Below are 15,357 nucleotides of genomic sequence, written 5' to 3' on the forward strand. Positions count from 1 at the left end.
ACTAATTTGAAAAGAGCATGGAAAAAAGATTAAAAAAAGAAGCGCTAATAATAGTAAATAATGAACTTGCTTTTCAAAACTTAGAAAAGGAAAAACGTGCAGCGGAATTAATTATTGCAAATAAAGAGCTTGCGTTTCAAAATCAAGAAAAAGAAAAACGTGCCGCTGAATTAATAATTGCTAATAAAGAACTTGCTTTTCAAAACTTAGAAAAGGAAAAACGTGCCGCTGAATTGATTATTGCTAATAAAGAACTTGCGTTTCAAAATCAAGAAAAGGAAAAACGTGCCGCTGAATTGATTATTGCTAATAAAGAACTTGCGTTTCAAAATCAAGAAAAAGAAAAACGTGCTGCTGAATTGATTATTGCCAACAAAGAATTAGCTTTTCAAAATGATGAAAAAGAAAAACGTGCCGCTGAATTGATTATTGCTAACAAAGAACTTGCGTTTCAAAATCAAGAGAAAGAAAAGCGATCTGATGAATTGATTATTGCTAACACCGAATTAGCTTTTCAAAATGATGAAAAAGAAAAACGTGCCGCTGAATTGATTATTGCCAACAAAGAACTTGCGTTTCAAAATCAAGAGAAAGAAAAGCGATCTGATGAATTGATTATTGCTAACACCGAATTAGCTTTTCAAAATGATGAAAAAGAAAAACGAGCAATTGAATTGATTATTGCTAATCGAGAACTAGCTTTTCAGAACCAGGAGAAAGAAGAGCGCGCTAAAGAGCTAGATCTAGCAAACAAAAAACTTGCGTTTAAAAACCAAGAAAGAAGAATTCAAACAGCAGAACTAAACATTGCTAACAGAGAACTTCTTTTTCAAAATGAAGAAAAAGAAAAGCGATCAGCTGAATTAATTATTACTAATCAAGAACTTAAAAGAGCCGAAGAATACCAACAAGAATACATAAATGGACTGGAGAAAATGATGTTTATGACTTCTCATAAAGTCAGGCAGCCCATTGCTAATATTTTAGGTTTATCTTATTTACTAGATAATCAATCTATAAATTCACCCGATGAGCTAAAAGAATCTTTAGATTACATCAAAGAATCCGCTTTGAGTCTTGATACTTTTACAAAAGAACTTACTCAATTCATTTTTAATTTGGGAGAAAAAGGGAAAATTGTGTTTAAATAAAAACATTTCGGCCATTTAAATTTAATAATAGCCACTAGCCATAAAAGCATGTTAGTTTAAAAATAACAGGGTTTAACTTTTTTATTAAAGTTAAACCCTGTTTTATGTTTTTTAAGTATTTATAGGCGTCTTTTTCTTCAAAAACATTTCTACTACAATCTGTTTCAGATTAAATTTCTTAGACATTCCTCACCTTAATTATACAAAAAAAATTAAGTACTACAACATACCCAAAAACAATAACTAACTGATATATAAATATATAGAAAAATTTAACATTTTAAATAAGTAAATCTTACAACTTCCATTTTTAATTATGTAACACTTCTAGCCAATAACTAAACAATCTTTGCTGTATAAAATACTTAATCCCCCTAAATCAAAAAAATGAAAACTAAAAATTTACTGTTTACCTTTGCAATACTATTTATTGCATTAATTTCTGGTTGCGCAAAAGACGATTTTGAAGAAATTGAAGGCGTATGTCCAGTTGTGTTATCCACAGATCCTGACAATGGAACTATTAATGTTCCACTAGACAAAACTATTACAGTAATCTTCAATGAAGAAATGAATGCTGCGACTTTTAACCAATCCTCTTTTACTTTACAAGGGACAACGGCAGTTGCAGGAACAGTTTCATTTAGCGGAACAACTGCTTCGTTTGACCCAACAAGCCCGCTTGCTGCAAATACTACTTATACTGGCGTAATTAAAACATCGGTTAAAGATATAATGGGTAATGCTTTACAAGCCGATTATGTTTGGACATTTAGTACTGGTTCAACTGTAACACCTATGGTGATTTCCACAGATCCAGCAAATAATGCTACTAATGTATTCCTTAATAAAATAGTTACTGCTAATTTTAATATGCCAATGAATCAGGCAACTATAAACGCAACAACTTTTACATTAAAACAAGGAACAACAACAGTTACAGGATCAGTTTCCTACAATGGAACAACTGCCAATTTTGCCCCTACTGCTCCTCTAGCAACCAATACTATTTATACGGGGACTATTACAACTGGAGTAAAAAATGTTCAAGGAACAACAATAGCCAGTAGCTATACATGGACATTTACTACAGGATCTGTTACGGCTCCTAATGTAACTGCCACTGACCCTGCTGACAATGCCTCGGGAGTTGCCCTTAATAAAAACATTACAGCTACTTTTAGTATGGCAATGGATCCTTTGACTATTAGCAATACGACTTTTACTTTAAAAAATGGTTCAGCAATAATTACAGGAACTGTTTCTTATTTAGGCACAACAGCCACATTTAATCCAGATAGTGATTTATTACCTGGAACTACTTATACTGCTGCAATTAATACAACTGCTAAAAACGTAGCTGGTGTTTCTTTAGCTAATGATTACGTTTGGAACTTTAGTACTAATTCAGCTGTAGTTGGAAATACCGTAAACCTAGGATCAGCTGAAAGATTTGGAATTATAGCAGGTGTAGGAGTAAGCAATAACGCTGGTTTCAGTATAATTAATAATATGGATGTTGGTATAAGTCCTGGAGTTCGTTCTTCAATTACAGGATTTCCTCCTGCAGTTATAGTGAATGGTGCAATTTATGCTTCTGACGATATTGCTCCTGTAGGGATTGCTGCCATGCTAACGCAAGCAAAACTAGATCTTACCAATGCTTATCTTTTTGCCGAAGGAGCTTCTTATAGCGCGCCAATAACTGTATCAGGTGATCAAGGTGGAAAAACACTTGTTGCCGGTATTTATAAATCAACATCGACACTTTTAGTACAAAATGGTGATTTAACTCTTAGTGGTAGTGCAACTGACGTTTGGATTTTCCAAGTAGCATCTGCGTTTACCACTGTGGGCGGAGCTGGTGGAAATATAAAACTTACTGGAGGAGCTCTTGCTAAAAACGTTTTTTGGCAAACGGGAAGTTCAGCAACTATTGGAGATTATACTTCATTTGTAGGTAATGTATTGGCCCTACAATCTATTACAATGGGATCTCATTCAACCGCACAAGGTAGAATGCTTGCCAGAAATGGAGCCGTAGTAATGACTCATACTAACATAATCACTAAGCCTTAAAAAAATGAAAACTAAAACTAATCTTAAAAGTGGATCATGCGTTGCATGGTCCTCTAATAAACTGTCCATTAAAAGTGTTGCAATAATTGCTTTAGCATGGTTAAGTAATCAAACTCCCGTTCAAGCTCAAGAAGTTCCAGCAATTAAATATGCGAAACCTTCTTGGTACTTTGGAGTAGCAGGTGGAGCCAATTTTAATTTCTATCGCGGTTCTACTCAACAATTAAATGCTGGTTTTACAGCTCCAGCTGCGTTTCATGATGGAAACGGTACAGGACTTTTTATTGCACCACTTTTAGAATACCGTCCTGCAGATTCAAGATGGGGTGTTATGCTTCAAGCGGGATACGATAGCCGTAAAGGTTCTTTTGACCAAATAAAAACAGCGTGTGACTGTCCTGCTGATTTATCTACTGATCTAAGTTACATTACGGTGGAACCAAGCGTACGTTTTGCTCCATTTAAATCTAATTTTTATCTTTATGGAGGTCCGCGATTGGCTTTCAACATGGACAAATCATTTACGTATCAATTAGGTATTAATCCGGCTTTCCCTGATCAAGAACCTACTCCTGCAGTAACCGGCGAATTTGATAAAATTGAGAAAACTATTTTATCAATGCAAATTGGGGCAGGATATGATATTCCGCTTTCTTCAGATAGTAACAAAACACAATTTGTATTATCTCCTTTTGTTTCTTTCCAACCTTATTTTGGTCAAAATCCACGTGCTACAGAAACTTGGAATATAACAACCGTTAGAGCGGGTGTTGCACTAAAATTTGGACAAGGAAAAGATATTCAAGAAGCAACTGATTTGGCTAAAGACCGTGAAGTACAGTTCTCAGTAAATTCTCCTAGTAATGTTCCAGGAGAAAGAAGAATGACTGAAGTCTTTCCACTTAGAAACTATGTTTTCTTTAATGAAGGATCAACGGAGATTCCAAATCGTTATGTTTTATTGACAAAAAATCAAGTAAAAGACTTCAAAGAAGATCAATTGGAAACATTTGCTCCAAAAAATTTATCAGATCGTTCTAAACGTCAAATGACTGTTTATTATAACGTACTGAACATCCTTGGAGATCGTATGCAAAAAAACCCTTCTGCAACTATTACTTTGGTGGGTTCATCTGAGAAAGGTCCTGCTGACGGTCTTGTTATGTCTGAGTCTATTAAGACGTATTTGGTAAATGTATTTGCAATAAATCCATCTAGAATTACCACTAAAGGTCAAGATAAACCAAATATCCCATCAGAACAACCCGGTGGAACATTAGAGTTAGTTTTGCTTCGTGAAGGAGATCGCAGAGTTTCTATCGAAAGTAATTCTGCTGATTTGTTGATGGAGTTTCAAAGTGGTCCTGATGCACCATTGAAACCTGTTCAAATCATAGCTTCACAAGAAGCGCCTTTGGAAAGTTATGTTACTTTCAATAATAAAGGAGCTGGTGAAGCATTATCATCTTGGTCATTACAAATAACTGACGAACAAGGAAAAGCACAGTCTTTTGGACCTTATACTCAAGATGAGGTAAGCATTCCTGGAAAAACAATTTTAGGTAGCCGTCCTGAAGGAGATTACAAAGTAAAGATGATTGGCCAGACTAAAAGCGGTAAAATTGTAGAAAAAGAAACTCCTGTACACATGGTACTTTGGACACCTGCAAAAATGGAAGAAGGGATTAGATATAGCATTATTTATGAATTTAATAAATCAAAAGCGATTTCTATTTATGAAAAATACCTTACCGAAGTGGTTACACCAAAGATTCCTGTAGGAGCAACAGTCCTTATTCATGGCCATACTGATATTATTGGTGAAGAAGTCCACAATCAGGATTTGTCTCTAGCTCGTGCTAACGATGTTAAAAACATCCTTGAAAGTAGCTTATCTAAAACGGGTAGAAATGATGTTAAATTTGAAGTAACGGGAAAGGGTGAGAATGAAAACAAATCACCTTTTGAAAATAAAACCCCAGAAGAACGTTTTTACAATCGTACCGTAATAATTGATATTATTCCCGCCGTTAAATAAGTCGAAATAACAGAATACACTTTGATAAATTATAAAAGAGGATAGAAACTTAAAAGTCTATCCTCTTTTTTTTGTCTAAAAATGAGAAAACATTTCCGAATGTAATCTAATGATAATCAATCCTGAATTATTCTTGGTGTTTTAATATTAAGAATAATCCATGTCAAATTTTTCTATATAAATTTTAAAATCTAAATTTTAACAAAAAAATTAGTATTTTTACTACTTACTTTATGTAGATATGACTGCAAACGAAAAAACCCTTATTAAGTTCTATACTGCTTTTGACAATGCCGATGCTTCAACAATGTGTGAATGCTATCATTCTAAAATTGAGTTTCGTGATCCTGCCTTTGGTTTATTAAAAGGAAATGATGTTTGCCAAATGTGGAAAATGCTTATTGAAAAAAGTAAAGGAAATATAAAAATTGAATTTTCAGATATAAAAGCAGATGAATACGTTGGTTCCGCACAATGGACTGCTACCTACAACTTTAGCAAAACCAATAGAAAAGTAGTAAATGTGATTCGTGCACAATTTCAGTTTAAAGATGGATTAATAAAGAAACACACAGATGATTTCGACATTTGGAAATGGTCCAAACAAGCCTTTGGAATTACTGGATATTTATTAGGCTGGACCGGTTTTTTTCAACAAAAAATACAACAACAAGCACTATTATCATTGAAAAAACACAAACAAACTAAAAATGCTAATTGAAAGTTTAAAGACACTGTTCAACCGAGATTTAATTAAGCTAAAAAATGAAATTGAGTCGTACCAAAATGAAAGTGATATTTGGACAATCCAAAAAGGCATCGCTAATTCAGCCGGAAATCTATGCTTGCATTTAGTGGGAAATCTAAATACATACATTGGTGCCGAATTTGGAAAAACCGGATATATAAGAAACAGACCATTAGAATTTTCGTTGAAAGATATTCCAAGAGCAGAATTATTATCAAAAATCGAAGAAACTATTGTTGTCGTTGATAATGCACTTAATTCCATCTCAGAAGTTGAACTAAAAAAGGAATATCCCCTTTTAGTTTTTAAAGACAAAACTTCAACCGAGTTTATGCTCATCCATTTGACCACACACCTAGCCTATCATTTAGGTCAAATTGATTACCATAGGCGATTATTGGAATCCTAAAACATTGTAATAACAAGCAATTTAGTATCTTGTTACACGTTTTAACTTTATACTTTCATCGCAAATAAAAGTAAAGAAGAGTAAGAAATAACGGTTATAATACAAATTTGTATGTTACAATCTTCTAAATCACCCGTTCCTTTTCAATCCAACAAGAGATTTTCTATTTTAGAAATACTCCAGTTTATAGTCTTGGCCTCTTTGATTCTGTACTTTGGCAAAACACTATTTATTCCGCTAAGCTTTTCGTTACTCATTGGTTTTATTCTATATCCTGTTTGTAAATGGATGGAAACAAAAGGGATTAATAAAGGAATTGCAATTGTTATTTGTATTTTAGGGGTAACACTTTTGGTAGGAGCTATAATTTATCTATTATTCGCACAGTTTTCGGAGTTTCTTCAGGAGTGGCAATCTTTGAGAACCAAACTAACCGAAACAGTAAACCAATTGAGTATTTTTATTTCGGAACGATTTGATATTAGTTTGGAAAAACAAACGGAATTCATCAATAATACAATCAACAACTCCGGTTCTCAAGCTTTTTCAATAGTCCGAAATACCGCTTATTCCCTGTCTGAATCTGTATTTTTCCTATTAATGATTCCTGTTTTCTCGGCATTAATACTTTTCCACCGTCAGATGTTATCGAATGCCCTATATGAACTTTTCCCTCCCGAAAGAAAAAAAACCATTCACGAAATCCTTGTTGAAACCATTCATGCCTATTACAATTTTATCAAAGGAATGTTAGTGGTCTATTTAATAGTTGGATTATTAAACAGTATCGGACTATTGATTATCGGAGTACCACACCCATTTCTGTTTGGTTTTATAGCCTCAATCCTTACTTTTATTCCATATGTAGGAATCTTGATATCGTCGCTCTTGCCCATTGCAGTTTCATGGATAACGTACAATTCGATTTGGTATCCATTAGCCGTCATTGCAGTTTTTTCTGTTGTTCAAGCACTCGAAGCCTATATTATATTTCCTTTTGCAGTGGGAAGCCGTTTAAAAATAAATACACTGGTCATTATAATTGTGGTAATTGTAGGAGGCATTTTATGGGGCGCTGCAGGAATGATTCTCTTCATTCCGTTCATCAGTATCATAAAATTGATTGCGGACCGTACACCAAGTTTAAAGACACTATCTGTTTTATTGGGAGATGGTGAACAAAAGAAAACTTCGAAATAATCTATTTCAAAAGAGCAAAATCAAACTTCCAATCCAAGTCTTTCTTATACCACAATTGCCCCTGTGAAACTTCCAGTGGACAGTCAAAATTATTGGTATAAAGTGCTCCGGTTCCTAATCCTTGAGGCATCAAATTGTGCTGTAAAAAGGTCCATTGCGCAATAGCATTGAGTCCAATATTACTCTCCAAAGCTGAGGTAATCCACCATCCAATTTTATGCTTTTCAGCCAATGAAATCCATTCTTGCGTACCTCGAAAACCACCCACAAAACTAGGCTTCAAAATGATGTATTGCGGCTTGATTTTCACCAACAATTGCTCTTTTTCTGCCAAAGTAAACAGACCTATCAGCTCTTCATCTAAAGCAATAGGAAAAGGAGTAGCCTTACATAGTTCTGCCATACTGTCAGCATGGTTTTTTTGTATCGGTTGCTCAATACTATGTAATTTAAATTCAGATAGTTGTATTAATTTATTTAAAGCTAAAATTGAATCAAAAGCGCCATTAGCATCCACCCGGATTTCGACTTGTTCCGGAGTGAAATGTTCCCGAATAAAGCGTAATAACTGTAGTTCTTTATCGAAATCTATCGCTCCAATTTTGAGTTTAATGCATCGAAAACCCTGCGCTAGTTTTTCTTCGATTTGCTGCTTCATAAACGACTCCTCGCCCATCCAAACTAAACCGTTTATCAAGATGGATTTTGTACCATTCGTAAAGTCCGAAGGAAACAACAAAAAAGGGTTTTCACTTTCCAAAGATTGGAAAGCCATTTCCACTCCAAACTGTATCGAAGGAAACTCCATTAAAGCTTCCCAAAGTTGGTCTTTTCCTAAGTGAATAGTATCGCAAGTCCATTGTAATTTTTCTTCATAATCCGAACGATCATCAATACTCAATCCGCGAAGGATTCCGCACTCTCCTATTCCTTTTTTACCATCTTGCTCCAGGACAATAAACCAAGTTTCTTTTTTGGTCATAACACCGCGCGAAGTTCCTGATGGTCGTTTGAAATCCAGAATGTATTTATGACAGGTTGCTTTCAAGAAATTATGAATTATGAGTTATTTTAATCTTGTATGTGGCAAATTTTATAAAAACTTAATCTATTTATCCATCAACTTCAAAACTCTTTCAAAGTCATTGGAAACTATTCCCGCTTTTTTGAACGCAGCAAAATCTTGTTTTACTTTTTGAATCCAACTCAAGCTATCCGTTACGTTTTGAGGCTGATACTCTTTATAAATGGCTTTTGCCGAAGCATAATTATCATTCAATAAATAAGCGTGCGCCAAATTGAGTTGTATCAATAACTCCGTATTATCGAGCTTCTCGCCTTCTTTCAGGAATTTAATAGCTTTACCGTATTGCTTCGTCAACACATAACTATTTCCTATTGCATTGTAATCCAAAGCGGTCGCCTTGCCATCATTGATAATTGTTGTCAGTTTCAGGATGGCTTCGCCTTGTTTTCCTTGTTTTACAAATACAGCGGCTTGCTTACGCAAATCGTCATACACACTTTTAGAAAGGCTGCTTTCACCAAAACAACTATTTCCAAAATCCTTGAACGCTTTAGCACGCTCTACAGCTAATAATTTTTGGAATTCCTTGAACTTGTACTTGGATTGGATTTTATCGAGAATACAAACGCAAAAATCATCTGAATTGGTCATTTTTTGAGCCAAATTAGAAGTTTTGCATTGATCAATGATTGCTTTTCTGTTTTCAAGCGTCCAGCCACGACTGAGTTTATTGTCAACCCACGGTACAACTTCCAGAATAATTTTTTGGTTCATGATCCAGTTTTTACTTTCGAAACCAAACCATAAATTCCCAGAATTCGATTGCATACAAGCTGATTTCTCAGCAGAAAGTCGCTTGGCATCTTTACTAACCGGCGTATCTTTTACCAAACACGCGTCATCCGTTTTTCCGTTTTCTTTGTATTTTGCGGCCAAGTAGGCGCTAGAAAAAACTGCATACTTGCATTTGTCATCTCCAGAGATTTTAGACAAGATAAAAACCGCTCCTGCTGAACCCTGACTAATTCCCGTAGGATCTGGAATAGCTTTTAAAACCGAAACCAAACTGCCGGCCATTTGCTGATTTTTATCCAAAAGCGTTATTCTGTAAACGACTTCAGTGGTTCCTTCCGGGAAATCTTGGGTTTTAACAATGATTCTGTCTCTTGCAGAAACCGTTATTTCTTCCGTTGTAGCGCGGGTTTTATCCCAATAGCCGTCTTTTTGAGAGAAAACGGTATTTGCAGTAAATAGAAACAGAAATAAAACGATGAAATTCTTTTTTTGCATAATTATTTTAGAATTCTTTAAAATTTAAACACGAAGTCCACAAAGTTTTTCGCAAGGTTCACAAAGTGCTATGTCAACGATAACCCTAGCCCAGATAGAAGTGAAAATCCTTTTATCACCTTTTCAGGGTTACAAACCCTGAAAAGGTGATAAAAGATTGCAACAAATAGCTGGATTAGCTTAAAAAAAATTACAATTCGATGGAACTTCCTATTTCCAACAACATCAAATCTTTTCCTTTATTGAAGAATTTACGAATGGATTCCTCATGGTCGATTTCGATATAACCGAAAGTATCGTAATGATAGCCCAGAATTTTATCGCAATCCAAGAAATCAGAAGCAATAATGGCATCTTCGACATCCATGGTAAAATTATCGCCTATCGGCAGAATTGCCAAGTCGAGTTTGGTACGCATGGGAATGAGTTTCATATCCATAGAAAGTGCCGTATCGCCTGCAATATATACGTTTTTATGTTCGCCTTCGATAACAAAACCACCTGGATTTCCTCCGTAACTGCCGTCAGGAAAGGAACTGGAATGAATGGCATTTACATATTTCAGTTTACCAAAATCGAAATTCCAACTTCCACCGTGATTCATCGGATGCGACTGAAAGCCTTTTTGAGAATAATAACCTGCAATTTCAGCATTGGAAACAATTACCGCGTTGGTTCTTTTGGCAATTGCCTCGACATCCAGAATATGATCTCCGTGTGCATGCGTTACCAAAATATAATCTGCTTTTAAGGTATCAATGTCAATATGCGCTGCATTTGGATTAGCAGAAATATAAGGATCTACAATGATATGTTTGCCACCAACTTCAATCCCTAATGATGCGTGACCGTAAAATGTTATTTTCATTTGAAATTAATTTTTGAAATTGAAAAACTTAAAGATTAAAATTGATTTTTGAAATTGTCATTGCTATTGACCTTTGAGTTTAATAATTATTCACAATCAAATCCGAAAAGAAGAAAATCATACACAACGCTAACAATACTGAAAGTGCAAAAGTACTCAATGCCAGTTTTTTTAATTCAGGATCTAATTCCTTAGGGTTTGGATTTTTATAGACGGTAATTAAATGTTTAGTTAAAGGAATATAAGCCAATAAAAACAAGTATTGATCAAAGTGAAAATCATCTATAATTGCAAAAATCAACACCAAAACCATCGCCGTTACAATCAGAATATAATGGTATATTTTAGCTTTGGCTCCGCCAATTTTTACGACAATCGTATTTTTATTAGATTTTCTATCCGAGGCTTCGTCACGCATATTATTCAAATTTAAAACACCTACGCTCAATAATCCAATGGCTATTGCAGGTAAAACCAATTCGAAATCCAATTGTTTGGAGTATAAAAAATTCACACCTAAAGTACTCACCAACCCAAAAAACACAAAGACAAAGACATCACCAAATCCTCTGTAGCCATACGCCGTATTTCCAACCGTATAGCGAATTGCAGAGACAATTGAAAGAATTCCCAACACTAAATAAAACAAGGAATACCATAAATTAGTATCGGTAAACGCATAATAAATCAATAACATCGCTGAAAGCAACGTCAATGCAGATGTAATTATAATCGCGCGCTTCATGGCTTGCGGAGTAATTACACCGCTTTGTATGGCTCGTTTCGGACCTACACGATCGGCATTATCTGTTCCTTTCATGCCGTCACCGTAATCATTGGCAAAATTAGACAGTATTTGCAATCCTAATGTTGTTAAAATAGCAAAGCCAAATAAACGCCAATTAAAGACTTCTGTTGGCGTTAATATGTTATCTGTTGGGTGCGCCAAAGCATACATACTCCCAACTATTATTCCAGAAACCGATAAGGGTAATGTGCGTAAACGTGCGGCTTCAATCCAATGTTTCATATTTTTTTATTTAAAAGTTTGAAGTTTAAAACTTAAGCTTTATTGTAAAAAACAACTTTAAACCTTAAACTTTAAACCATTTTATTTACATCCAATTACTATCGGAAGTTTCTATTTCATACAACCAAAGGTTGACTTGTTGTTTTAATATTGAATAATTCCCTAATTGAAAAGCGACATCTCCTCCTGCGGTATGCAATGTTATCGAACCAATATCCAACTTTTTATGCCAAAAAAGCTGCGACGTTGTAATCGCTTGTATTTTACTAGGTTCAATAATATCACTGCTCACATCCCAAGCGCCACTTTGTTTTATTATAAAATTCTTATGGATAAACAATCGGTTATTTTTGAATTTAAAATACTGGATTAATCCAATAAAAATCACATAAATTGGCACCACATAATTATATTCAAAAACTATAGGTTCAAGCAAATAGCCAACCGTCATAAATCCTAACAAAGGTAATCCTATTGTCAAGAAAATCGAAAAAACAAGTTTACGAAAATTAGGCTGAAGCATCAATCCCTTTTCAGGAATTTTATGAAACAACAACTTCAATATAGAATCTCTCTCCGCTTCACTGCATCCCGGAATTTCTATTACCGACTTGCTTTCTTCTTTTTCACCGCTGGTCGCTTGTTTGATTTTCAGTTCTAAAATTCCCATTTTCTTTTGGAAATAATTCCTTTTAATGGTTGTAATCTGAACTTTTTCAGGTTTGATGATGGTACTTTTAGTATTCAACAAGCCAAAAGACAATAACAGAGACCCTTTTTGTCGGGCTATTTTGTAATCATAATATTTGAAAACGATTCGTATTATATTTATAACCAGAACAACACCAAACAACAACAGTATCGATATTAAAATAGTTTGCAACACTAAGTTTTTATCGATGTAAGACCCTACTTTTTCTTTGTAAACATTACTTTCGTCTCCAAAATTTTGAAAATTCTCGTAAATTGTACTAAAGAAAATCAGCAATAAAGCAATACTTCTTCCATAATTAGACGTAATTCCAACTTTTAGCAAACTCAAGAAAGATATTTTAATGAAAGGATGTGTCGCTTCAAATAGTTTTTGCTCGGTTTCCTCCAATGAAGTTTCTTCAGTTCCAATTGCACGCTGTGTTTCTTCATTTTCCAACAAACGGAATTTCAACTCCAAAGCCAATTCATGCGAAATCGCTTTGATGGCGCCTTCTTTTTTATTGCTTCCGGCTGTATCCACGTCCAATTCATAAACCCCAATTAACTTTTGAATAAAAGACTGATTGATATTTACTTGTTGAATTTTACGAAATTGAATTGCAGTTTTGGTTTTATTGAAAACGCCATCTGTAATGATAAATTCCTCGTTTTCAGCATCCAAAAAGAAAGTAAAATTCAGATATTTCAAATAGGAAACAACTCCAATACTCACAAAAACGACAATTATTCCAAGGAAAAAATACAATTTATTAACCTCGTCAAACTTGAAAATCCAAATCACAATCATGGGCCACAACGCTCTGGCGTATTGCTGAAGCGTGTAAAAAAACATCACCAAAATTCCTATTGAAGATTGCCTTTGTGGCTGACTAAAATCGGCTCCCATTACAATTGCTTTTGTATTTTCCCCATCAACAATTGTTTGATATTTTCGGCTTTTTCTTTCTCGATTCCAGGAATTTCAATATCACTTGAACTTCCGCCGGCAGTAAAAATTTCTATTTTGGCCAGACCAAAATAACGTGAAATTAATCCTTCATGCAATGCCACATGTTGTACTCTGTTATAAGGAATTACGATAGTATTTGTAGCGATAATTCCGTGTCTAAAAAGCACATCGTGTTCCCTAAATGCAAATCCTTTTTTCTTGAATCCAATAATAGAAAATACTACTAACAAAATCGAGAATAAAGGAATTACAATTCCCAAAATCAGCCAGACTCTTCCAGAAAATAGTTCTGGCTTAAAAACAGAAATTAATACCGGAACAAGAATAAGTATTCCTATTATTATGGCAACATTGATTAAAACCACTCTTATGTATTTAGGATGCAAATTCGTAAAAGTGACTTCCTCAAATTTAGGAAGTTGATTAATATCAATTGTTTCGTTTGTAAAATTTTCCATTTATAAAATTTAGTTTAAAGCGTAAGGTCTAAAGTTTAAAGTTACTTTTCAAAACAACTTTAAACTTTAAACATCAAACTTTTTATGGCAACCATTTTTTTTCAAAATTCGGTTTTCTTTTCTCGAGGAATGCATTTCGACCTTCTTTGGCTTCTTCGGTCATATACGCAAGCCTTGTTGCTTCACCAGCAAAAACTTGTTGTCCTACCATTCCATCATCCGTTAGATTCATGGCAAATTTCAACATTTTAATCGCCATTGGAGATTTTTGCAAAATTTCCTGCGCCCATTCGTAAGCCGTATCTTCTAATTCAGCATGTGGAATTACAGCATTTACCATTCCCATATCCATAGCGTCCTGAGCTGAATAATTACGCCCCAAGAAGAAAATCTCGCGCGCTTTTTTCTGTCCCACCATTTTAGCTAAATACGCTGAACCGTATCCACCGTCAAAACTCGTTACATCGGCATCTGTTTGTTTGAAAATCGCATGTTCTTTACTTGCCAAAGTCAAATCGCAAACCACATGCAAACTATGCCCTCCGCCAACAGCCCAACCTGGAACTACAGCGATAACTACTTTTGGCATGAATCGTATTAAACGTTGCACTTCCAAAATGTTCAAACGATGTTGTCCGTCATCGCCCACATATCCTTGATGTCCGCGTGCGTTTTGATCGCCACCGCTGCAAAAAGAATACACGCCATCTTTGGAAGACGGCCCTTCGGCAGAAAGTAAAACGACACCGATAGACGTATCTTCCTGCGCATCATAAAAGGCATTATATAGCTCAGCGGTCGTTTTTGGACGGAATGCATTGCGCACATCCGGCCTGTTGAAAGCAATTCTGGCAACGCCATTGCATTTCTTATAAGTGATATCTTCGTATTCTTTAGCAGTGATCCAATCCATTACAATTGATTTAAATTATTTTAGTGTAAAAATAAATCATTTTTTACATTTTATCTATTCTATTTAGACAAGCTTATGGTAATCCTTCTCTGATTAAAGGCTTTATAATGTTAAAAAACAACAAAAAAAGATCATTTTAACAGTCAGCAATTCAAATTATTTCTAAATTTAAATAATGCTAATCAGATGAATACAAATTGTTTGTCTTGATTAATTATTGATTCTTCACTGATTTATTAACCTAAAAAAAGAATATATTGAATACCATTAAAAATGTTGTCGCTCCTTTTTCTACGGTAATAACTTATAAAAATATTTCAAAAGCCCCGATTAACGAGTTAATGATACAACCATTTGCCCCAGCAGTAAAAAATAAAAAGTAACACCTACGGTTAACTAAAGAGCTATTTTTCTTGTTCTTGCAAAAGTGAGACATTAATAAACAATTGTTTTAGAAAATTATCTTCCAATATATACAAAACC

13 protein-coding genes are annotated in these 15,357 nt (G+C 34.5%); 6 read left to right on the forward strand and 7 right to left on the reverse strand.

What is annotated here, in order from left to right; all coding sequences use genetic code 11:
• The first annotated feature begins 17 nt into the window (after window positions 1–17).
• From QLS97_RS10840 to QLS97_RS10865, 6 genes are all read left to right on the forward strand, one after another.
• Entirely contained in the window at window positions 18–1,151 is a 1,134-nt protein-coding gene (locus QLS97_RS10840) for a coiled-coil domain-containing protein (protein WP_282716643.1), read from the forward strand.
• Between the two features lie 387 nt (window positions 1,152–1,538).
• Window positions 1,539–3,230 (forward strand): Ig-like domain-containing protein, encoded by a 1,692-nt coding sequence (locus tag QLS97_RS10845; RefSeq protein WP_282716644.1) that lies wholly within the window; start codon window positions 1,539–1,541, stop codon window positions 3,228–3,230.
• Between the two features lie 4 nt (window positions 3,231–3,234).
• Window positions 3,235–5,268 (forward strand): OmpA family protein, encoded by a 2,034-nt coding sequence (locus tag QLS97_RS10850; protein WP_282716645.1) that lies wholly within the window; start codon window positions 3,235–3,237, stop codon window positions 5,266–5,268.
• A gap of 241 nt (window positions 5,269–5,509) precedes the next feature.
• Window positions 5,510–5,989: a nuclear transport factor 2 family protein gene (locus QLS97_RS10855; RefSeq protein WP_282716646.1), complete on the forward strand. Its 480-nt coding sequence runs from the start codon at window positions 5,510–5,512 to the stop codon at window positions 5,987–5,989.
• The gene (locus tag QLS97_RS10860) at window positions 5,979–6,425 is read left to right on the forward strand and encodes a DUF1572 family protein (RefSeq protein ID WP_282716647.1); all 447 of its coding nucleotides are present in this window, start codon (window positions 5,979–5,981) and stop codon (window positions 6,423–6,425) included. Before QLS97_RS10855 ends, QLS97_RS10860 begins: the two co-directional genes overlap by 11 nt.
• Before the next feature lie 111 nt (window positions 6,426–6,536).
• Entirely contained in the window at window positions 6,537–7,625 is a 1,089-nt protein-coding gene (locus QLS97_RS10865) for an AI-2E family transporter (protein ID WP_282716648.1), read from the forward strand.
• 1 nt (window position 7,626) lies between these two features.
• On the opposite strand, the gene QLS97_RS10870 is transcribed toward QLS97_RS10865, so the two are convergent.
• The 7 genes from QLS97_RS10870 to QLS97_RS10900 form a co-directional block, all read right to left on the reverse strand.
• The gene (locus QLS97_RS10870) at window positions 7,627–8,673 is read right to left on the reverse strand and encodes an o-succinylbenzoate synthase (RefSeq protein ID WP_282716649.1); all 1,047 of its coding nucleotides are present in this window, start codon (window positions 8,671–8,673) and stop codon (window positions 7,627–7,629) included.
• Between the two features lie 60 nt (window positions 8,674–8,733).
• The gene (locus QLS97_RS10875; RefSeq protein WP_282716650.1) at window positions 8,734–9,942 is read right to left on the reverse strand and encodes a tetratricopeptide repeat protein; all 1,209 of its coding nucleotides are present in this window, start codon (window positions 9,940–9,942) and stop codon (window positions 8,734–8,736) included.
• A 190-nt stretch (window positions 9,943–10,132) separates the two neighbouring features.
• Window positions 10,133–10,810: a metal-dependent hydrolase gene (locus QLS97_RS10880; RefSeq protein WP_099715295.1), complete on the reverse strand. Its 678-nt coding sequence runs from the start codon at window positions 10,808–10,810 to the stop codon at window positions 10,133–10,135.
• Window positions 10,811–10,889: 79 nt separating this feature from the next.
• A complete protein-coding gene (gene menA / locus QLS97_RS10885; RefSeq protein ID WP_282716651.1) occupies window positions 10,890–11,840 on the reverse strand; it encodes a 1,4-dihydroxy-2-naphthoate octaprenyltransferase in 951 nt (316 codons plus the stop codon).
• A gap of 85 nt (window positions 11,841–11,925) precedes the next feature.
• Window positions 11,926–13,440, reverse strand: a complete 1,515-nt coding sequence (locus QLS97_RS10890) for a PH domain-containing protein (RefSeq protein WP_282716652.1) — start codon at window positions 13,438–13,440, stop codon at window positions 11,926–11,928.
• Window positions 13,440–13,961 (reverse strand): PH domain-containing protein, encoded by a 522-nt coding sequence (locus QLS97_RS10895; protein ID WP_282716653.1) that lies wholly within the window; start codon window positions 13,959–13,961, stop codon window positions 13,440–13,442. The genes QLS97_RS10890 and QLS97_RS10895 overlap by 1 nt, the downstream gene beginning before the upstream one ends.
• An 82-nt stretch (window positions 13,962–14,043) precedes the next feature.
• Window positions 14,044–14,874 (reverse strand): 1,4-dihydroxy-2-naphthoyl-CoA synthase, encoded by an 831-nt coding sequence (locus QLS97_RS10900; RefSeq protein WP_091170323.1) that lies wholly within the window; start codon window positions 14,872–14,874, stop codon window positions 14,044–14,046.
• Window positions 14,875–15,357 lie beyond the last annotated feature (483 nt).

The organism is Flavobacterium yafengii, from assembly GCF_030010375.1.
Taxonomy (GTDB): Bacteria; Bacteroidota; Bacteroidia; order Flavobacteriales; family Flavobacteriaceae; genus Flavobacterium; species Flavobacterium yafengii.